Origin of the sequence: Nitrospira sp. CR1.1, assembly GCA_014055465.1 — a bacterium.
Taxonomy (GTDB): Bacteria; Nitrospirota; Nitrospiria; order Nitrospirales; family Nitrospiraceae; genus Nitrospira_A.
The window spans coordinates 32,151-53,377 of record WIAF01000014.1; the positions used below are offsets into that span (position 1 = coordinate 32,151).

Annotated in this window: 20 protein-coding genes; 18 read left to right on the forward strand and 2 right to left on the reverse strand. The window is 54.1% G+C overall.

The features are described from left to right. Positions 1-18 precede the first annotated feature (18 nt). From GDA65_18405 to glgA, 11 genes are all read left to right on the forward strand, one after another. Positions 19-420 carry a DUF948 domain-containing protein gene (locus tag GDA65_18405; GenBank protein ID MBA5864657.1) on the forward strand — a complete coding sequence of 134 codons (402 nt, stop codon included), beginning with the start codon at positions 19-21 and terminating at the stop codon, positions 418-420. Next, on the forward strand, positions 410-730 hold the full coding sequence (locus GDA65_18410) for a YtxH domain-containing protein (GenBank protein ID MBA5864658.1): 321 nt from the start codon (positions 410-412) through the stop codon (positions 728-730). The genes GDA65_18405 and GDA65_18410 overlap by 11 nt, the downstream gene beginning before the upstream one ends. Positions 731-732: 2 nt before the next feature. After that, entirely contained in the window at positions 733-2,160 is a 1,428-nt protein-coding gene (gene gatB, locus GDA65_18415; protein MBA5864659.1) for an Asp-tRNA(Asn)/Glu-tRNA(Gln) amidotransferase subunit GatB, read from the forward strand. Between the two features lie 81 nt (positions 2,161-2,241). Continuing rightward, a complete protein-coding gene (locus tag GDA65_18420; GenBank protein MBA5864660.1) occupies positions 2,242-3,528 on the forward strand; it encodes a phosphopyruvate hydratase in 1,287 nt (428 codons plus the stop codon). Between the two features lie 5 nt (positions 3,529-3,533). After that, positions 3,534-3,896 (forward strand): hypothetical protein, encoded by a 363-nt coding sequence (locus GDA65_18425; protein ID MBA5864661.1) that lies wholly within the window; start codon positions 3,534-3,536, stop codon positions 3,894-3,896. After that, positions 3,893-4,777 carry a GTPase Era gene (locus tag GDA65_18430; protein ID MBA5864662.1) on the forward strand — a complete coding sequence of 295 codons (885 nt, stop codon included), beginning with the start codon at positions 3,893-3,895 and terminating at the stop codon, positions 4,775-4,777. The genes GDA65_18425 and GDA65_18430 overlap by 4 nt, the downstream gene beginning before the upstream one ends. A gap of 106 nt (positions 4,778-4,883) precedes the next feature. After that, a complete protein-coding gene (gene mgtE, locus GDA65_18435; GenBank protein MBA5864663.1) occupies positions 4,884-6,221 on the forward strand; it encodes a magnesium transporter in 1,338 nt (445 codons plus the stop codon). A gap of 27 nt (positions 6,222-6,248) precedes the next feature. Next, positions 6,249-7,034, forward strand: coding sequence for a DNA repair protein RecO (gene recO, locus GDA65_18440; protein ID MBA5864664.1), 786 nt, complete (start codon positions 6,249-6,251; stop codon positions 7,032-7,034). A gap of 58 nt (positions 7,035-7,092) precedes the next feature. Next, positions 7,093-7,449 (forward strand): DUF971 domain-containing protein, encoded by a 357-nt coding sequence (locus tag GDA65_18445; GenBank protein ID MBA5864665.1) that lies wholly within the window; start codon positions 7,093-7,095, stop codon positions 7,447-7,449. Positions 7,450-7,496: 47 nt separating this feature from the next. Next, on the forward strand, positions 7,497-7,958 hold the full coding sequence (locus GDA65_18450) for a hypothetical protein (protein MBA5864666.1): 462 nt from the start codon (positions 7,497-7,499) through the stop codon (positions 7,956-7,958). Between the two features lie 18 nt (positions 7,959-7,976). Further along, entirely contained in the window at positions 7,977-9,506 is a 1,530-nt protein-coding gene (gene glgA / locus GDA65_18455) for a glycogen synthase GlgA (GenBank protein ID MBA5864667.1), read from the forward strand. Positions 9,507-9,538: 32 nt separating this feature from the next. On the opposite strand, the gene GDA65_18460 is transcribed toward glgA, so the two are convergent. Then, the gene (locus GDA65_18460; GenBank protein MBA5864668.1) at positions 9,539-10,027 is read right to left on the reverse strand and encodes a hypothetical protein; all 489 of its coding nucleotides are present in this window, start codon (positions 10,025-10,027) and stop codon (positions 9,539-9,541) included. 660 nt (positions 10,028-10,687) lie between these two features. On the opposite strand from GDA65_18460, the gene aepX reads away from it, so the two are divergent. Then, the gene (aepX, locus tag GDA65_18465) at positions 10,688-12,322 is read left to right on the forward strand and encodes a phosphoenolpyruvate mutase (protein MBA5864669.1); all 1,635 of its coding nucleotides are present in this window, start codon (positions 10,688-10,690) and stop codon (positions 12,320-12,322) included. A gap of 112 nt (positions 12,323-12,434) precedes the next feature. Next, on the forward strand, positions 12,435-13,562 hold the full coding sequence (gene aepY, locus GDA65_18470; GenBank protein MBA5864670.1) for a phosphonopyruvate decarboxylase: 1,128 nt from the start codon (positions 12,435-12,437) through the stop codon (positions 13,560-13,562). Positions 13,563-13,775: 213 nt separating this feature from the next. Here aepY and GDA65_18475 read toward each other — a convergent pair whose 3' ends face one another. Next, the gene (locus tag GDA65_18475) at positions 13,776-14,387 is read right to left on the reverse strand and encodes a hypothetical protein (protein ID MBA5864671.1); all 612 of its coding nucleotides are present in this window, start codon (positions 14,385-14,387) and stop codon (positions 13,776-13,778) included. A gap of 483 nt (positions 14,388-14,870) precedes the next feature. Between GDA65_18475 and GDA65_18480 the strand changes: the two genes are divergently transcribed. The 5 genes from GDA65_18480 to GDA65_18500 are packed head-to-tail and all read left to right on the forward strand — an operon-like array spanning position 14,871 to position 21,222. After that, positions 14,871-15,572, forward strand: coding sequence for a polysaccharide export protein (locus tag GDA65_18480; GenBank protein MBA5864672.1), 702 nt, complete (start codon positions 14,871-14,873; stop codon positions 15,570-15,572). Further along, positions 15,573-16,241, forward strand: a complete 669-nt coding sequence (locus GDA65_18485) for a polysaccharide export protein (protein MBA5864673.1) — start codon at positions 15,573-15,575, stop codon at positions 16,239-16,241. A gap of 13 nt (positions 16,242-16,254) precedes the next feature. Further along, positions 16,255-17,823 (forward strand): hypothetical protein, encoded by a 1,569-nt coding sequence (locus tag GDA65_18490; protein ID MBA5864674.1) that lies wholly within the window; start codon positions 16,255-16,257, stop codon positions 17,821-17,823. Next, entirely contained in the window at positions 17,820-20,171 is a 2,352-nt protein-coding gene (locus tag GDA65_18495) for an AAA family ATPase (GenBank protein MBA5864675.1), read from the forward strand. The genes GDA65_18490 and GDA65_18495 overlap by 4 nt, the downstream gene beginning before the upstream one ends. Further along, the gene (locus tag GDA65_18500) at positions 20,155-21,222 is read left to right on the forward strand and encodes a TIGR03013 family PEP-CTERM/XrtA system glycosyltransferase (protein MBA5864676.1); all 1,068 of its coding nucleotides are present in this window, start codon (positions 20,155-20,157) and stop codon (positions 21,220-21,222) included. The genes GDA65_18495 and GDA65_18500 overlap by 17 nt, the downstream gene beginning before the upstream one ends. Positions 21,223-21,227 lie beyond the last annotated feature (5 nt).

The window sequence follows — 21,227 nt, forward strand, 5'->3', positions numbered from 1 at the left end:
GCCTGAAAGGGAGTCCTTATGATTGTCGAAGTCGCGGCTATTTTGGTTGCTCTCGCGTTCGCGGTGCTGGTCGGGTATCTGGTTCCGCTGCTGATCCAAGTTCGTAAGACGGTTGCGGAAGCCGAGACGTTGGTGACCAGGCTCAATGCCGACCTTCCGGTCCTGGTAACGGAATTACGGGCAATGAGCCAAAACCTGAACGATCTGACCGAACAGGCACGCGGCGGAGTGGAGCATGCGGCCGTGTTATTGCACGCCGTGGGCGAAGTGGGCGAATCGGTCAATCAGGTGCATAGTTTGGTGCGAGGATCCGGAGGGACGTTGCTGGCCAATGTGGCGAGCGTGGTGGCGGGGCTTCGCGCAGCAAAGCAAGTGGTCACGAAACGTTTGAAAGAAGGAGGACATCACAATGGCGGATAATCACGGTTCATCGTCAGCAGCGGTTCTGTTGGGATTTTTGAGCGGCGCGGCATTAGGCGCGGTGGCGGCGATCTTATTGACGCCACGAACCGGACCAGAATCGCGCGAGATGTTACGCGGGTACGCGCGGCGCGCGGAAGATGAGCTGCGGGATTTAGTCGGAGAAGCGGGCGAACGGTTCGAGGGCGCGGTCGAAGAAGGACGCGACTTCATCGAAACGAAGAAAACCGTTTTGCGCGAGGCCTTTGATGCAGGGCGGGAAGCCATGCGGCGGGAGCGGGAGCAGTTCACCAAGGGAGAGCAGAGTTGAGCGTGGCCTACGAAGTCGTCATCGGCGTGGAGGTGCATGCGCAGTTGCGCACGCAATCCAAGTTGTTCTGTCCTTGCGGGACCACGTTTGGTCGAACAGCCAATTCACAGACCTGCCCTGTCTGTCTGGGTTTGCCCGGAAGCCTGCCGGTCATCAATGAAACAGCCGTGGAGATGGCCGTGCGCGCAGGACTGGCGATGAACGGGACGATCGGAGCGCGCAATCGCTTCGCCAGGAAGAACTATTTTTATCCCGACTTGCCCAAGGGCTATCAGATTTCCCAGTACGAAGCGCCGATTTGCGAGCACGGGTGGATCGAAATTGCCGCCGGGGGGACCCGGAAACGCGTGCGTATCAGGCGCGCTCATTTGGAAGAAGATGCCGGAAAGAATCTGCATGAAGCCGGCAGCGGCATGAGCCTCGTGGATTTGAATCGCGCGGGGACCCCGCTGCTCGAGATCGTGACCGAACCGGATTTAAGTTCGTCCGAAGAGGTGGTGGCGTACTTGAAGGCCTTGCGCGAGCTCCTGATGTATCTCGATGTCTGCGACGGAAATATGGAAGAGGGAAGTTTTCGATGCGAACCGAATCTCTCGCTCCGTCCCGAAGGGCAAACGGCTTATGGGACCAAAGTGGAGTTGAAGAACATCAACTCCTTCAAGTTCGTGAAGGATGCGGTTGATTACGAAATCAAACGCCAGACCAAGGTGCTGAGCGAGGGGGGAAAGATTTATCAGGAAACCCGGCTCTGGAATCACGAGCGCGGTGAAACGGCCGTGATGCGCAGCAAAGAGGAAGCGCATGACTACCGGTATTTTCCAGACCCGGATTTGGTCCCGCTGGAGATTTCGGCTGACTGGATCGAACAATTGCGTGAGGGATTGCCGGAGCTGGCCTCGACGAAGCAGCAACGGTTTGTTGCAGACTACGGCATCCCTGAATATGACGCAGGGATTTTGACATCCAGCAAAGCCCTGTCGGTATATTTTGACGCATGCGTCAAGCTGCATCCCCATCCCAAGACCGTCAGCAATTGGGTGATGGGCGAGCTGTTGCGTGAATTGAATCAGGCCGGCATTGAGGCGGATGCGTCGCCCGTGTCGCCCGAACGGTTGGTCGAATTGTTGACCCTGGTCGATCAGGGCGCGGTGAGTTTGAAGGTCGCCCGGGACATCTTTCCGGAAATGTATGCGTCCGGAAAACCGCCGGCGCAGATCGTTCAGGACAAGGGGCTTACGCAGGTTTCTGATGAAGCGGCCTTGGTGACAATAATTAATGAAGTGTTGACGAAAAATCCTGCTCAAGTAGCGCAATTTAAAGAAGGCAAACAGCAGGTGCTGGGGTTTCTCGTCGGCCAGATCATGAAAGCTTCCGGCGGGAAGGCCAATCCCGGCAAGGTGAATGAATTGCTGAAGAAGACATTGGGCTGAGAATTGATGCGAGGCCGGGGAGCGGCGAACTAAACGACAGCAGAGATGGTTGAGTGTGAGTATCTGGAGGAGACTACAAGCATGAGCGGAATCAGGAACGTGAAAGCGCGGCAGATCATTGATTCACGAGGCAACCCCACGGTGGAAGTCGAAGTGCTGCTGGAAAGCGGCGCGCATGGGCGGGCGGCCGTGCCCTCGGGAGCTTCGACGGGCGAGAAGGAAGCGATCGAATTGCGCGACGGCGACAAAAAGCGTTGGATGGGAAAAGGTGTGTCCAAAGCGGTCGCAAACGTCAGCAAGACCATTGCGCCGCGATTGCTGGGGATGGAGGCGTTGGATCAGGCCGCCGTCGATCACGAAATGATCGCCCTGGACGGAACGAAGACCAAGGGGAAACTGGGCGCGAATGCCATTCTTGGGGTGTCCCTTGCTGTGGCCAAGGCCGCGGCCAATGAAACCGGACAGCCATTGTACCGCTATCTCGGCGGGACCAATGCGCGGGTGTTGCCGGTGCCGCTCATGAACATCATCAACGGTGGCGCGCATGCCGACAACCGGCTAGACCTGCAGGAATTCATGATCATGCCGGTCGGCGCTCCGCGTTTCAGCGACGCGTTGCGCATGGCGACGGAGGTGTTTCACACGTTGAAATCCCTGCTGAAGAAAAAGGGATTGAACACGGCGGTGGGTGATGAGGGTGGATTCGCGCCGGACCTACAATCGAACGAAGAGGCATTGGCCTTGATCATGGAGGCGATTGAAGCCGCCGGTTATCGCCCCGGCCAAGACATTGCGCTGGCTTTGGATTGTGCCGCGAGCGAACTCTATGACAAAGGGCGGTATCGGTTGGAGGCCGAGAAAAATCCCGAACGTTCCTCCGAGGAGATGGTCTCGTATTACGGCAAGTTGCTGGACCGGTATCCGATCCTATCCATCGAGGACGGCTTGAGCGAATTGGATTGGAAGGGGTGGAAGATTTTGACGGAGAAGCTCGGCACACGCGTGCAGCTGGTCGGCGACGATATTTTTGTCACCAATGTGGACATCTTCGCCAAAGGCATTGCGGAGGGGATTGGCAACTCGATCCTGATCAAGCTCAACCAGATCGGCACGTTGACGGAGACGTTGGATGCGATCGAGCTGGCCAAGCGGTCGGGGTACACGGCGATCATCTCGCATCGATCGGGCGAAACGGAAGACACGACGATCGCGGATGTGGCGGTGGCGACCAACAGCGGATTGATCAAGACCGGTTCGTTATCCAGGACGGATCGCGTGGCCAAATATAATCAACTCCTTCGTATTGAAGACGAATTGGGTGCAGCGGCTGTGTATCGAGGCCGCACGGCTGTTCCATCGAGGGCCTAACCACCGTGATCATTAAACCGAACCGTGGGCGCGACTGGTTGGATTGGCAGCGGAAGCTCTGTTCTGCCGGCAAGTGGGTAGGGCTCGGAGCACTGTTCGTGATGATGGGCGCACTGTTGTTCGGAGAGATGGGCATTTCCCGGTATCTGCATTTGCGTGAGCATGCGGAACAATTGGATCACGAGCTTGCCGATTTACAACGGTTGAATGGCGAACTGCGCGCGGATTTGGATCGCGTGCAGTATGACTCGACTCGCATCGAGGAGCTGGCTCGCGAGCGGTTGGGCTACGTGCGAAAAGGCGAAACGGTGTATCAACTTGCGCCGCTTGGAGAAAAGGAACGGCTCCCGACCGTGAAAACACCATGAAGTTTGGCAGTGTGGCCATTATCGGGCGTTCGAATGTCGGGAAATCGACCCTCCTGAATCGTCTGCTGAAGGAAAAAATCGCCATCGTGTCTGACAAGCCGCAAACCACCAGGACGCGGATTCTGGGGGTAGCGCATGTGGAAGGGGCTCAGATCGTGTTTCTCGACACGCCGGGCTTTCACGAGCCACGCCACCTGCTGAACCGACGCATGGTGCGGACGACGTTGGAGACATTCGATGATGCCGATGTGCTGTATGTGGTCGTCGAAGCCACATCCCAGCCCGGGCCCGGTGACCTGGCTGTGGTCGAACATGTGAAGCAAGCGGTTGCCAAGCAGGCGCGGCCGGTGGTGCTCGTGATCAATAAAGTCGATCTGGTGAATAAGTCGCGGCTGCTTCCTCTCATGGAGCAGTACCTGCGCATTTTCCCCTGGACAGAAATGGTGCCGGTCTCGGCACAGACTGCCGACAACACCGACCGGCTGTTGTCGGTGACGGTGTCGCTGCTGGCCGACGGCGAGGCGACCTACAGTGAGGATATGATCACGGATCAATCCATGCGGACTCTCGCCGCCGAGCTGATCCGCGAAAAAATTCTTCAGCAGACCTATGAAGAGATTCCGCACTCGGTGGCGGTCGACATCGAAGAGTTTGTCGAAACCAAAAAATTGATCAAGATCGGGGCCGTGGTGATCGTCGAAAAGGAATCGCAGAAGGGTATTCTGATCGGCAAACAGGGCGAGCGGCTCAAGTCGGTGGGAACGGCAGCACGGGAAGATATGGAACGGCTGTTCGGGACCAAGGTGTTTGTGAAAGTGTGGGTCAAGGTTCGCGAATCGTGGCGAGAGGACGAACAAACCCTCGCGGAGTTAGGTTATTAACGATCTCACCATCCAATCGCCGGAACCCGCGCGACTCCCGGACAAGGAGCCGCTCGGGAAAGATGCGTCTCGCGACGCCGCCGGTAACGGTCCGGCCAAATCCGACGTGCGCCTGGTCTCCATCCAACGACTCTTGCGACGGGGAGCGATTACCAATCTGGCAAAAATGCTCGCGCGCATGCATCCGGCGGATATTGCCAACGTCATCGATCACCTTTCCTCGCTGAAAGAAAAGCGTGAAATTTTTGAGTTGGTGCGGGGAGATGTGAAGCGCGGGCAAGTGCTGAGCGAATTGGATGGCGAGAGCATCACGCTGGTGCTGTCCGATCTGCTGCCGTCCGATGCCGCCTGGCTGTTGAAAGATCTCGGCTCCGACGATATCGCGCATATTCTGAGTGTGATTCCGAACGATCGCGCAAAGGAAATCCTGGCGCTGATGCGGACGGAAGACTCCACTGAGATCGCCGATTTGCTGAAATATCCCAAAGGCACGGCCGGCGGCATCATGACCACGGAGTTTTTCGCCCTGTTCGAGGATGCGACGGCACAGGAAGCGATTCGCCGACTGCAGCAGGCGACCGATGCTGAAATGGTCTTCTATATTTACGTGACGGATAAAGAAGACCGGCTGGTCGGTGTGTTGTCCCTTCGTCAATTGCTGACCGTTCCCCCGGCCACTCCGCTCAAGAACATCATGACTCGCGATCTGATCAGCGTCGCGGTCGACATGGACCAGGAGGAAGTATCGCGCCAGGTGGCGAGTTACAACTTGCTGGCGATTCCGGTTGTTGAGAAAGACGGGAAACTGGTCGGCATCATCACCGTCGACGACGTCGTGGACGTCATCCGTGAAGAAGCCACCGAAGATATGTTAAAAATGGCCGGCGCCATTGAGGAGGACGCGATGTTCAAGTCCTCCAGCATGGCCGCCGCTCGTGTGCGCTTGCCCTGGTTGTTTACCAATCTGGTGGGAAGCCTGCTTTCCGGGATGCTGTTGTGGATGTTCCGGTACACGATTCAAGAGGTTGTCGCCATCGTCAGTTTCATTCCCGTGATTGCGGCGATGGGAGGCAACGTCGGTCTGCAGTCCTCCACGCTCATCATTCGGGGTCTCGCGACCGGCCTGGTGGAACTCACCGATGTCTGGAAGATTTTCTTTCGTGAAGCGAAGATCGCCTTCTTGATGGGTATTGCCTGTAGCCTCATGCTGACCGTTGTCGGCTGGTTGTGGCACCAGGTGTTTCTTGGCATGGTGGTAGGGGTGTCGCTCATTACGGCTTTCCTCGTCTCGACCAGCATGGCGACGGTGATGCCGATCGTCCTGAAGCGCATGGGTGTAGACCCTGCGGTCGCCGCCGGTCCGTTTGTGACGACGGCCAATGATATCACCGGGATTGCGATTTACCTCACCTTGGCGACGGTCTTCCTCGAGCAGATTCGATAACGATGCCGTGCGCGCCTCCGCGTTCCCATGTCATTCTCGGCGCAGGGTGGTGAGATGCCGCTGGTAAAGACGGCCGCGATCGTGCTGCATAGTCGGAAGTGGGGAGACGCCGACCGGATTGTCACGTGTTACACGCTACGGCTGGGGAAACTGCGCGGAGTGGCGCGGGGGGCGCGCCGGCTGAAGAGCCGCTTGGGCGGCATGATCGAGCCGTTTACCCTGTGCCAGCTAGATCTGTTTGAAAAGCCCGGGGACTCGTTGTACCGTATCTCGCAGGTGGCTCTCGATGAACCGTTTGCGAAACTTCGCAGCGATTTAGCGTTGATGACTGCTGCCGGGCGGATGGTTAATCTCGTGAGCGCCGTCATGGCCGAGGGCGATGCCGAACCGCGCGTCTTTGAGATGTTGGAATCAGGATTGCGTACATTGCTGGAGAGTCGGGACCCGGTGTGGACTACCTTGTTGTTTCAGATTCGCTTGCTGGGTATCACCGGATTTCGCCCGCAAACCGAACAGTGCGCGACCTGTGGGCACGTGCATCGAACTTTTCTTCCTCACTTTTCCCCGCTGGCCGGGGGGATGGTGTGTGAGCGGTGTGCGAGTCGCCAGCCGTTTCGGTGCACGGCCTTGTCCCGTGGCAGCGTGGCCTTTCTCCAGCAAGCCTTACACATGCAGCCGGCACTGCTCGATCGATTGCACGCGGCGGGGCAAGTGCGAGCTGAAGTCGAATCGGTGATCGAGAGTTATGTCACGGTGGTGGCAGGCCGACGTTTGCCGGCCGTGGATTTCCTGACCGGCGGTGGGCCTGCGTAAGAAGCTACGGTGCTCGTCGCAAGGCCTGCACTCAAGGAGTGAGGGAGCGTTGATCGTTATGAGTGAAACGGTGCTTGAACCCACCGATATGGAATGGATAGAGAAGGGCGTGTTGAGCATCACGTGGAGTGATGGACATAAGGCCCGCTACCCGGTCAGGTATCTCCGGCAGCATTGTCCTTGCGCCGCTTGCACGGATGAATGGACCGGTGAACTGCGCCTCAAGCCCGATGATGTGCCGCTGGTCATCATGCTGCAAGATATTCAGCCGGTGGGGCGCTATGCATTTCAGTTTACGTGGAGTGATGGGCACGATACGGGAATCTACTCCTATTCGTTCCTTCGCCGGTTGTGCCAGTGTGATGTCTGTCAGCCGGTGAAACCGGTGGAACCACGGTCTCGGCGGTTGCTTTGACCGATACGGACGGTGTTCACAGTCTGGAAAAGGAAGGGCTGGATCGAATGAACATCTGTAGACTTGCTTCCGTGGGATTGTGGCTGCTGATCGGCCTCATATCCGTCGCGTGTTCGGGCATACCTCCGCTTGACCAGCAGCAGCGGTTGGTTCAGGCCGGCGACTTTCGAATTCAGCAGTTGACGCCGCCGGCCTTTGTAAGCGCTTGGGGTGAGCCGACGTACACGCATCAGCAATTCACGCATTTTTTTAGCATGCCGGATGGCCGACTCATTCCTCAGGCACGCATGGCGCTTGGCGAAGCACCTCAAGGATGGGAGACGGGCCTGGCTGCAGGGGATGCCTTTTTCATGGCGTATGCGGATCGCGGATACTACCTCGTGTTTCTTGAGGGCGTGCTTGTGTACTATGAAGCGATGACTGCCGAAAAGGTGCATGCGGTCGGTAAAACCTGGAAGTTTGAGTCCCAGTTCAAGACGCGACTTGAATCATCCCCCGGTTTAAAATAAGCGATTGTGTCTTCTCCCATGAACCCGACTCCCGATCAGTCTCCGCTGAAGATTTGTATGGTCGCATCAGAGGTCGTGCCGTTGGCAAAAACGGGCGGCCTTGCGGATGTCGTCGGCGCGCTAGCAATCGAATTTGCCAAGCTGGGACACGATGTCTGCGTCATGTTGCCGGCCTATCGACAGGTTGACGAGCTGGGTTATCAGATGACGGACGGCGTCCGCTTATCTGTTCCCGCTGGGCCTAGCTTGATGGATGTGCGCGTGCAGGAAGTGTTCGCGCCGCCGTTAGATGTGAAAGGCCATGGCCGCTTGCGCGTATTCGTTGTTCGACACGATCCGTTCTTTTCACGGTCTGGCCTGTATCAAGAAGCCGGCCGCGATTATCCCGACAATCTGGATCGGTTCGTCCTTTTCTGCCGGGCCGTGATGGAGATGGTCATTCATCTCGGTGAACACGAAGGATGGCAGGCGGATCTTCTGCACCTTCACGATTGGCAGGCCGCCCTGTGTGCGGTCTTTCTGCGGACGCAGTATCAGGGGCGGCCGTCGTTGAGCCGCACCCGTAGTGTGTTGACCATTCATAATCTGGGGTATCAGGGATTGTTCCCCGCCGCGCAGTTTTCCTCGACAGGACTGCCGTTGCACCTGTTCACGCCTGCCGCGCTCGAGTTTTATGGGCAGGTCAATGTGCTAAAGGGCGGGCTTGTCTTCGCCGATCTGCTGATCACGGTCAGCCCGAACTACAGTCAGGAAATACAGACGCCCGAATATGGGTGCGGGCTGGAGGGAGTCATCACCGAGCGGAAAAATGTGTTGTCTGGAATCGTCAATGGGATCGATACGGATAGCTGGAACCCGGCTACGGATCCCAACTTGATTGCGCCCTATAATGTCTCCAACCTCTCGGGGAAGGCGCGCTGCAAGAAGGCGCTTCAACGGGAATTGGGGCTTCGTCTGCTGAAGGAGCCGCTGCTGGGAGTGATTGCCCGGCTGACCAGCCAAAAAGGAATCGATCTCGTCCTCGACGTGCTTCCCGATCTTATGGAACTCGATGTCCAGGTCGTCATTCTCGGCACAGGGGAGCCTCACTATGAACAACAGGTGCGCGAGTGGGCGGAACGCTATCCCGGAAAAATTGCGGTCCGGAATGTGTTTGATGAGGGGTTGGCCCATCGAATTGAGGCCGGCGCGGATCTGTTTATCATGCCTTCCCGCTATGAGCCTTGCGGCCTCAGTCAGTTATACAGTCTGCGGTACGGGACGGTTCCCGTCGTGAGAAGGACCGGTGGGTTAGCCGATACGGTCGTGAGTTATACGCCGCGAACCTTCAAGGAATCGCGTGCCACCGGTTTCAGTTTTACGGATTCCAATTCTGCGTCGCTGCTCACCTCTTTGTTGCTCGCGCTGTCTGTGTATCGGAAAAAAGCGGATTGGCAGCGCCTCGTGAGGACAGGAATGGGACAGGATCTCTCATGGAGTCGATCTGCATTCATCTATCTGCAATTGTTCCGAGATGTGGTTTCTCGGGAAGGCGAACAGAAAACCTAGGTGCGTCTGCTGGACAGAGTGCGCATGAGGGGTTATCGGAGAGCAGCCTGAAGCGTCAGTTCCAGCTGAGTAAGCCGTTCCCGTGCTTGTGTCGTGTAGTAGGCATAATCAGATTCTACGTGGCCGTGTAACACCTCGCGAAATTGGTTTCTCGCCACGTCCAAATCACCGGCTGACATAGCCAAATTCCCCGCATGCAAACTGCAGGATGCCGCCATGGCGTGAACATCCACCGCCAGGCGCGACGCAGGCTGGCTGACCATATTTTTCAGACCGGCAGGCAGGATGGTGTCGAGCGATGAACGCGTAGTCTGAGCACGGCTGACGTCGCGTAACTTGGTTGAGTCTTGCAAGGCCAACTGGCTATCTTCGGCCGAGAGACAATGGGTGTAGGTGCTCCAGACGTCCATGAATCTGACATTGTCATAACGCACGGAGGTGAGAGCCGGGTTGGATTGGCACCCCACGGCGAAGAGCGCCATGATCAACAGGACAATTTGCCGAGTCATTCCGTGTCGCATGGTGCCAGTCTCTTCCACATGCCCCGGTCCGCTCTCGTTATTCATGAGCAGTGAATGAGCAAGTCTCGCGCCACTCATTTACCGTGTAAGTCGTTGAAATAATAGTTATGTGTTCTCGTCAGCAGGGAAGGTCCTGTCGCAATTAGATTCCACTGTGGGGAATATGACACGGATCATGGGGCGCGGGCCCCATGGAGACGGATGGATGAAAACCGCTGATTGTCGGTTCATCTCGAGGATAGATCCTGAAAGAGCCCGGACGCTGTGCCCGTATTGCGAAAGGTGGTTGGGTTTGTTAGCGCGTTTCCAAGATGAGGTGCATTCTGGATGTTGCCCGCTGTGACCTGGGAGTTTACGAATGGCGAGGCGCGGCAGAGCGTGGCTGACGACACTCGTTCACCGAACTCCTTGCACAGAAGAATCGGTAGCGCCTGTGCTTCCGACTCGGCTACTATCTGCCCATCGTGACGGAGGTGTAGGCACTGGTATCTGATGAAGTGCGCCTACACGACTCATGCAAGTCGGCAGGGAGAGTCCTTCCTCCTGGCGAATCATCGGCGACGACGAATATTGTGGGACTTGATAGCCATCCGTATGATACGAAGAATATTCCGATCGACGGACGAAAGAGAAATCCTTTGAGGAAAGGTTCCTCCGCTAATGGATTCGAGACCATCCCTGACTAAAACCCGCCAATTCCGAAATTTGCTGCTCTCCGAGCGGCTGGAGTTCATTTGCGAAGCGCACAATGGCCTCAGTGCCAAAATTGTGGAGGAGGCAGGGTTTCCCGGCATCTGGGCTAGTGGGCTCTCCATCTCCGCCCAGTTCGGCGTGCGTGACAACAATGAGGCGAGTTGGACTCAAGTTCTTGAGGATCTGGAATTCATGTCCGATGCCACCAAGATTCCAATCCTGCTCGATGGCGATACGGGATACGGCAATTTCAATAACATGCAGCGGCTCATCCGTAAGCTGGAACAGCGCAATATTGCCGCGGTCTGCATCGAAGACAAACTATTTCCTAAGACCAACAGTTTTTTGAAGGGCGATGCGCAGCCGATGGCCGATATGCACGAATTTTGCGGCAAAATCAAAGCCGGCAAGGACGCGCAAACTGATCCCGATTTCTGCATTATCGCCAGAGTGGAGGCGTTTATTTGTGGCTGGGGTCTGGCGGAGGCGTTACGTCGGGCTGAGGCCTATCATCAGGCAGGGGCCGACGGGATTCTCATTCATAGCGCGCTCTCGGTCCCGGATGAGATTCTGGCGTTCAAGCGGGAATGGGGAAACCGATGTCCCGTCGTGATCGTCCCAACGAAGTATTATTCCACGCCTACGGATGTCTTTCGGCAACATGGTTTTTCTATGGTGATTTGGGCGAACCACATGCTGCGGGCGGCGGTGTCGATCATGCAGAAAACGGCGCGGGCCTTGAAACAGAGTGAAAATCTGCTGTCCATCGAAGACAAGGTGGCTCCGGTGTCAGAAATATTCCGTTTGCAGAATGCCGCGGAGCTTTTGGAGGCTGAAGAACGCTATCTTCCCAGGGGGGCTGAGGGCACGTCTGCGGTGGTACTGGCCGCCTCCCGAGGCGAAGAATTGGGGGGGCTGACGGAAGAACAGCCCAAGACTATGGTCAAGATTCAGGGGGCGCCGATTCTGTCTCACATCGTCGATGCGTACAATGCCGTCGGGATGAAGGATATTCTCGTCGTACGCGGATACAAGAAAGAAGCCGTTAACCTCCCCAACCTGACCTATGTCGACAATGCGGAATTTTCACACACCGGTGAGTTGGCCTCCTTGTCCTTAGCGTTGCGCTCCAGGAAGGGGCTTTTTCAGCCGACGATTATTTCGTATGGCGATGTGTTGTTCAATAAGTATATTCCGCAGGCGCTGTGCCAAGAGCCTGATGATTGTGTGATTTTCGTCGATAGCAACTGGCAGGACCAAACGAGTTATGCCCGATTAGGAGGTTTTGCCGAGTGCACGCTTCCGAATTCGCGGAGAGCCTTCAATGCGAAAGTCTATCTCAAGCAGCTAGGAAACCGGATTCCGGCTGACGCGATTCATGGAGTTTGGATGGGGTTTCTTAAGCTCTCTTCCGCCGCCGCCTCTGATATCAATAATGTCATCTTGGACCTGCTCAGTGACCCGGAGAACCGCATGGCGGGCATCCCTCAGTTGCTGCAGGAACTGCTGCGGCGAGGATATCCTATCCGGGTGTTGTATACCGTCGGACATTGGCTGGATATCAATAGCCTTGACGATGTGGTGCAGGCCGGAAATTTTTGATGCGCCCGCAGTCGTACCGGCCGATGGGGCTCCTCAGTGGATTCAGCAGGCAATCTGTCAAGGGGATGGCTGGTTCGCGTGTTCATGTCGTCTTGGTCTGGAGAAGTAGGGCATGATTGATCCTCGGAAATTTGTCGAATGCCTACAGGCAAACAGTGTGGAATTTTTCACCGGCGTGCCCGATTCGCTGCTCAAAGAATTCTGTGCCTGCCTGGAGCAGGTGCCGGAGGCCGGCCAGCACATCATCAGCGCCAATGAGGGAGGCGCAGTGGGGCTTGCGTTGGGCTACCATCTCGCGACAGGAAAAATACCCTTAGTATATTTGCAGAATTCTGGGCTAGGGAACATCATCAACCCGCTCTTATCCCTGGCTGATGCGGAGGTGTACTCAGTGCCCCTCTTGCTTGTGATCGGCTGGCGAGGCGAGACGGGTGTTCATGACGAGCCCCAGCATAAAAAGCAGGGGCGTGTCATGCTTTCCATGCTGGAAGCTATGGAGGTCCCGTATTCCATTTTAGGACCGGAAGTGACAGATGCCGAGGGCTCGTTAAGGGATGCACTGGCCTCTGTCCGAAAGAACAATGCGCCGTTCGCACTGGTGATTAAGAAGGGGACATTTAGCACTTTTGCCGGCGACACGAGAAAATCGTCCGCGTTCGAAATGACTCGAGAAGCGGCGATTCAGCAGGTGCTGGAATTTTTGGATGAGCGTGATGTCGTGGTATCTACGACGGGCATGGCCTCTCGGGAAGTATATGAATACAGGGTCAGAGCGGGCGAGGGCCACGAGCGGGATTTTTTAACGGTGGGCGGAATGGGGCATGCTTCCCAGATCGCTCTGGGCGTTGCCCTTCAACGACCGGACCGCGTTGTCTATTGTCTGGATGGAGATGGCGCTCTTCTCATGCACATGGGAGCTCTTCCAATTACTGGAGTGCTGAAGCCAGGAAATTTTAAGCATATTGTGTTGAACAATGGGGCGCACGATTCTGTTGGTGGGCAGCCGACGGTAGGGTTTAATATTGATATTCTTGGGATCGCCCGTGCCTGCTCCTATCGAATGGTCGTTCACGCACAGACACCGCAGGAGCTGCAGTCCTGTCTCCAGGAGTTGAAGCGATCGAAGGGCCCTTGCCTATTGGAGATTCGGATACGCTGTGGGGCCAGAAAAGATCTGGGGCGCCCTGCAACTACTCCAGTTGAGAACAAGCACGCCTTCATGGATTTTATCCAAAGCTGATCTCTGAAATGGGCGGAGGAGGTAGCACGTGAGGGGGCGAGGTTCAGATTTTTACCGAGGGAATTTGGTCAACTGCTTGCGTCGGCGTAGTCGGGAGCTTTCCTGCTCAATTGTCGAATGATGGGTGCTAATGTTTCGGAACATAGGCATGGCCGATGTCAGAAGGATGTGGCCGGAGTCTATCGCCCTCGTGAAGTGGGCTGACCTTGAAAGCTAGGACTTGAAGATCTGGACGAGGACCCCTGTTCGGGTTGTAGAGTTTGTTTTTCGCATGATGTGTTTGATGTGTTCTTTGACCGTCTGTTCTGTAATGTTGAGCGCGTTCGCTATTTCCTTATTGGTCCATCCTTTAGCAAGATTTTCAACCACCGATTGCTCTCTATTTGTAAGCTGGAATCGTTCTTTGGCCTGATCAGTATTGAGTTGTTGCCGACGTCCCAACTCTTCCAGTGTGACAACAAGGCGTGCATATTGGATACCGCCTCGATCGGGAAGGCCAAATCCTCGCAGGAGCACAGGCTGGTTTGGGTTTCCCGTGATTTTTTTGACCTCGAATTGCTCCCAGTCCTTTGCTTCCGTGCGAACCTGGAGCGCTTTCAGGACTTCTGTGCAGAGCTCGGTAAGGGCGGAGGGGAGCACTCCTTGAGCCGCTTTAGCTGGAGCGCCTCCGTTTTCGGCCATATTAATGAGCTTGGACAGTTCAGCGGCTTGTCGGTTCATATGCAAGAGCTGCATGGAGGAGGATAACACGACGATTCCGGCGCCTGAGCGCTGGTCAGCCAAGTTGTCCGCGGTGTCTTGCGAGGTGATAGCGATTTGAGCCACGGCGATACTCCGTAAGATGCTGAATGTTCCTCGACAACCGGTCGTTTTCTGGTAATCTACAAGATGTCAGTGTTACTAGTAATGCTACATAATACTTTCGAGGTAGTCAAATTGTACCTTCAGGGGGGCGGTCCGTGCATCATTGGTATTGTCCAGTGAGACTATTGATTCTATACTTCAAAACGGTCGCAGACTGCTTTAGTATAAGAGTAAATTTCAATTCGCTAGTCAGCTGTCCATCCCTCGCAGTTGATCGCTCTAACAAGGCACGCGTTACCATAAACCGTTAGCTGCCAGATTGGTTTTCGCCAATTAAACAATGAGTTGAGGTGATGTACCGGCATCAATCAATATGGGCGATGCGATGTTTCTGTGATCGACATTGACAGTTCTTCGTATCAATCTGATCGTAGTGTTCACTGGTTTGGGTACTATTTGAGATTGCTGCAATGGTCAACCGGAATTCCTTCAGGAGAATAAGTCATGAAAGCTAAGATCGTATTTGGCGTGATGATCCTTGCTGGAAGTTGGGTCACTCTGGCGTTCGCCAGCCCCTTTGACCAGGTGCCTAAAGTCACTCTTGTAGCCGGTGCTTCTGCAGTGACGCCTCCTTCGGGTATGCGCCATGGAGGAGATGGAGCAGAGAAGTCCTCCCTGACTGTGACGCCGGATTACATCATGGGGCCGGAAGATGTCCTGGAAATTACCGTATGGAAAAATGCGGATCTCTCTAAGCAAGTCCAGGTTCGGCCTGATGGAAGGATTTCTCTTCCCTTGATTGGCGATGTTTCAGCGGTAGGGCGAACCGCTGCACAGCTGACTGAAGAAATCTCTGCACGCTTGAAATCTTATATGGAGAACCCGACTGTCTCAATTCTGGTCCGTGAAGTGAACAGCTATCAGATTTATGTCCTGGGAGAGGTGAATGCGCCCGGGAAGTACCCTTTGAAGAGTAAGACCACGCTATTGCAAGCCATAACCATTGCTCATGGATTTACTCAGGTGGCCGCCCGCAATAAGATCGTCGTCTTTCGATTTGGAAAAGATGGTGAGGGGTTGAACAAAATCAAGGCAAGTTATGACGACATCGTCCTTAGAGATGGGTCGGATCAAAACATCGAACTCAAGCCGGGAGATCAAATCGTGGTTCCCTCTGAAACTATGGTTGTATTGCCATCCAGGTAAGTGCAGGTGATCGGGTTGTACCGACGAGCCAAAGGAGTTAGGAAAGTGAAAACTTTCGGTTGCAGATGGTTGCGGGGGGGGGTATGTATTGCTGTTTGTGTGCTCCTCACTCTTCCTGGGTGCTGGATAGGCAATGAACAAATAGATTTTAACGTTACCTATATTCCACCAAATGAGTTTTTGTTAGGCCCTGAAGATGTTCTTGTTGTAAACGTATGGAGAAATCAGGAGCTCTCTCGGGAAGTCATTATCCGACCTGACGGGAAGATTTCCATGCCATTGATCGGTGACGTGCAGGCGGCTGGCATGACCTCAAACGTGTTGGCAAAGCGTATTGCTGATGGACTTGCTGAGTTCATGTCGAATCCCACAGTCTCAGTCCAGGTCAAAGAGGTCAATAGCTACTACGTGTATGTTTTGGGAGAGGTCTCTAAACCAGGTAAGGTGCCTCTCAAATCATATGCTACGGTTTTGCAAGGCATATCATTGGCTGGCGGTTTTACGACGTTTGCCTCGAGAAATAAGATTCATGTATTGCGAGTTGTTCCAAATGGTCAAGGTCAACCGAAGCAGGTTCAGATTCCCGTTCCATATGAAGACATTCTGCAAGGTAAGAATTCGGAGGGAAATTTTTTCCTCAAGGCTGGTGATGTCATTGTTGTGCCGTGATCAGTTTTTGAGGATGCGTAAAGTTGCATTGATGTGTTTGGCACTAGTTTTTGTGTCGTGCTGGTACGTGTCTAAATCTGAGGCTCAGCAAATCCGTGTCGTGCCGTCAATTGCCGTCCTCGAACAATACGACAGCAACGTCTTTTTTACTCCGAAATCTCAGTTGGCGGCAGGAACGAAAGCCGATGATCTGATTACGACGTTCACGCCGCAACTGAACTTTATGCAGAACAATAACCTCGTAAAAACGAATCTCTCGCTGGGTGCAATTATTCAGAAGTTTGCGCACAACTCCGAGCTTGATAACGTGGGGTTTAATGCGTCGGCTGGAGTTGATCTTTCTCAGGCCGTGAATAGGGTTTTGCCGAGGATGAAAGCGTTTCGAGTATTTGGGACGTACCAGTATAGCCCCTCGGCTCCCGCCTTTGGCGCTGGCGGCCTCGGGGGAGGATTTGGAGGCAGCGGAGGGTTCGGGGTGGGTGGTGTCGGAATTTCAGGACCAGTTGACTCTGGACTTCTTACCCAACGCATTAGGACCACCATGTATAGTATTGGTCTTGCTGATTCGTATTCCCTTTCCCCGACCACGGACTTCCAAACTACGTACACACATTCGAAGCTGAGTTTTGGAGGTTCGTTTACGCCGACTTCCGCGACGACAGGTCAATCACCACAAACGGTATTTGACACAAGCACACATTCCATTACAGCTGGCCCGTCATCAAGGATCACAGCAATTGATACGTTGACGGTTAAGTACACGTTTACCCAAACTTCGCAGGCGCAGTTTGGCGATTTTACGATGCACGGGGGAAATGTTGGATGGGGGCGTGCCTGGACAAAAGAATTAAGTTCTTCACTCAGCGGTGGGCTCACGCTTATCGAACCAATTCCAGACTCCTCCGCTGCTGGCGGGCAGCGACGAGTGCCAGCCACTATGTTTCCAACTGGAGGTTTTAGTTTGACGTATGCTTCGGGCTCGTCCTTTCTCCGAAAATTGGGCAGCGACATCCAGGAAGTGACGGGGGCTGGCGCGTCTCCCTCACTGGGTGGAAGCTTCCTTCCCCTTCTTTCTGGAATGAACATGCCGGGAGGTATTGCGGCACCTGGATCGTATCGAATAACCCTTCTGTATAATTTAGGTGTGTTCCCTAGCTTTGTGCAATCTGCGGGTCCGATCTATACGCATACCGTTTCCTTGGCAGGTGCGGCGGGCCTCACCGACAAACTGACGGCTCAAGGGATTTTCAATGTTGCGCGAAGCAGTTTCACTTCTGATGCGATTGGCACGACATTTACGACCTACGGAACGACCGTATCCTTAAATTATCTCATTACGCCCACATTTACCGCGAGACTTAGCCATCAGTGGTTGATGTTTGACAATCAAACCAGCGGTCTTAGTGCAGGGGATTTAGGATTCTCCAAACATGTAGTACTGCTGGGTTTTACATACGCTTATGCCCCGCGCGGTGATTTCTTCCGTTCCGGTGCCTTTTGGGAAGGTGCTTCTAGTACTTCTTCGTCTGTGGATGCAGGCGCTGGCAAATCTGGATCAGGAGGAGTGGATACAAAGAAATGAACACGCGCACCTTATCTCCAGAGGATTATTGGCGAGCGGTTGTCAGTCGGAAGTGGCTGGTAATTTCCGCGATTTTGGTATCGCTGAGTATCGCTGGCGCGGTGTGCGCGCTCATGCCAAAGATGTATCAGTCGGCAACAAAGATGTGGTTTGAAGGTGCAAAGATCGAGGAGTCAATAGTGAGTGGGCCCAATCCTGCCGGAATATATTCCCCCACTCTCGATGACCGCGTTATGGAAGTGCGGCAGTTTGTGATGGGGCGAAAGACGCTCGGACAAATTGCTGGAGAATTCGGCCTGTTCGGGTATGAAAAAGATCATCCTGAGGGGGCAGAGTCAGAAAATGCGGTTCGAGCGATGCGCGGATCTATCAAGGTTGAGCCTACTAAAGACAAGCTGTTCATCACTCTCTCGTTTTCCAATGAAGATCCAATCATTGCTAGGGATGTAACGTCACGACTCAGCGATCTTTTCATCGAAGAAACGCTCAAGGACCGGGAGCGAGGAGTGGAGGCGGCAGAGGATTTTCTCGGGCTTGAGTTGAAACACGCGAAATCTGAGCTTGAGGCGAAGGAAAAGGTCATTTCAGAGTTCAAGCAACTACATCTTGGCGAACTTCCTCAACAAATAGATGCCAACCTCCGTAAATTAGACCGGCTGCAGGAAGATATGCGGTCGCAAAGTGAGCAGTCACAGAGCTTGGCGAGTCGCTTAGTACAGATTGACAAATCGATTAAAGATTATGAGGAGACGGGGGAAATAGGCAGTGATTCTCCTGCTGGAGGGGCAAGCAAGCGGAATAAAGATCCGCGGTTGGGTAGGATCAAGGAATTGGAGCGGCGGCTAGTCGAACTCTCATCAATGTATAAAGAGACATATCCTGATCTCGTACAAGTTAAGGAGGAGATCAGGAAGCTCAAGGAGATGACGTCTGCTCAATATCGTGATCTGTTGCCTGAGAGTGACGAAGCGGATGAGCCAAGTGCGACTAAAAAATCCAAGCGAAAGGCGATTGATCCGTACCATGCCGAACTGTTGAAGCAGAGAGAGGATATTGTGCTTGAATTGGATGCGGTCAAGCGCCGCCAAGCTCATATCTCAAGTGAAATTTCTCAGTATGAGCGGAGAGTGGAGCATACCCCTGAGCGGGAGCAGAAGCTGAAGACCCTTGAGCGAGACTACGAAAATCTTCAGAAAAACTATCAATCACTCCTAGACAAAAAACTCAGTGCGGGGATGCAGAAGAGCTTAGCGCAGGGACGTAAGGGGGCTAAGTTCAGCATCGTGGATCCTGCCTATACCCCTGTTGTGCCTGTTGTCCCTAACATTCCAATAATTATGGCCGCGGGACTGGTCTTGGGCTGTGCCTTAGGATTCGGAGGAGCGGTAGGTCTAGAACTCATGGGGCGAGGATTCCGATCTGCTGAGGAAGTAGAGGTTACCTTGGGGCTGCCCGTAATCGCATCTATCCCTCTCTATGAAAGCGCCTTTGGGGGATCAATGCAAACTGTTCGAGCGCTCTCTGGAAAAAACCGTGCGTCGGCATTGTTACTGCCTGGTAATACCCAGAGAAGCGGCGACGATACTCCGATGTCAGGGGGCCTTACGGCTCCAAGCATTCGAGGTAGGGGGCAAAATGGGCAATTACATAGTCCAACTCCAGGGCTGGAATTGGTCTCAATGTGGCGCCCACTTTCCTTCGTGGCTGAGCAGTATCGTGTGGCGGCAACCCGTCTTGAGTTAATGACGGGAGACCGAAAAAGCACCGCCATTGTTGTAACGAGTGCAGTAATGGGAGAGGGAAAGTCGTCCACAGCGCTTAATTTGGGCTATGTCTTGGCCAAAGATCTCGACCGCCGAACCATCGTGATCGATTGTGACCTCAAACGGCCGATGCAGCATATTTACGCAGGAGTTTGGCAGCATCCGGGTTTGGTGGAAGTGTTACGTGGCACGAAAGTCGTTGAGGATTGTGTTCAACGATTGGGTGAGTCGGGCCCGTGGATTCTTCCCGCGGGGTCGGTTGGAGATAATCCGCTCGCGCTTTCAAAGATGCACCAGCTGGCGGATTTAATTACTGATCTTAAAGAGAAGTTTGACTATGTCATCATTGACGCACCGCCCGTACTGCCGCTTGCAGATATGCAAGTTCTCGCGAGCATGGGCGATCTTCTCGCTTATGTTGTGAAGGCAAGCATGACCGGGCGTGATGTAGTGCAGAAAGCACTGAAAGCCATCGGTGACACCACGAATGTTGGGGTTATATTAAATGGGTTAGACGCCCACACGACTCCTTACTATATGCAACAGGAGTATTATCGCGAAGCGCATCATGAACAGCTCAAGTAAGTCCGAAGAAGAGATTAGCCTAGAGCCCTTGGCTACCCACCGGCCAATTGTTTCCGTGTCAGTCAGCTTTCCAAAGTTCACACGTCGTGTGTTGATCCTTGGGGTCGGGCCCCTCGCCAGAGACCTTTGCCAGACATTACTGTCAAAGCGTACCGGCTTCACCGAAGTAGTAGGATTTCTTGATAAGGATGCCAGTCGTGTCGGTGAGCGATTGGTGAATCCAAGCATAATCGGTACCTACGATCAATTATTTGAGATTGCGGAACGGTATCAGGTTCATACTGTTGCAGTCTGTCTAGAAGATCGTCGTGCGGTGTTACCGGTTCAAACACTGCTAGATATGAAGGCGATGGGCCGTGATGTGGTCGATGGCCATTACCTGTACGAGGAGGAATCCGGACGTCTTTCGATCGACCATCTAAAGCCCAGCGCTCTTATTTTCTCAACCGGCTTTCGACGTCGATTGGTCACCATGCTTTTAAAGCGAGCTCTCGATGTTGTGGTTGCAATCATTGGGATGATCGCGCTGTTGCCGCTTGTAGTGGTTCTGGCAGTGCTTATCAAGCTGGATTCATCTGGCCCTGTTTTTTATAGACAAATGCGAGTTGGGTTGCGGGGCCGTCCGTATATGATTTGGAAATTCAGGTCGATGCGCCAAGATGCTGAACAAAGCGGGGCACGATGGGCATCGAGTGAAGATCCACGCGTGTCGAGGGTAGGTCGTTGGATTCGAAAGTGGAGACTGGACGAACTCCCTCAGTTGATCAATGTTATGAAGGGGGAGATGAGTTTGGTTGGCCCAAGGCCTGAGCGGCCGGTATTTGTCCAGGAATTAAGAAATACCATACCGTATTATGATTTGAGGCATACCGTTCGTCCGGGAATTACCGGTTGGGCGCAAACACGTTTTCGTTACGGAGCGTCGAAAGAGGACTCACACGTCAAACTTCAATATGATCTTTTTTACGTAAAGAACTTGTCACTGGCTTTGGATCTGCGCATTGTTATTCATACAGTCAAGGTCATGTTGATGGGTGAGGGGGCGCGGTAGAGGAC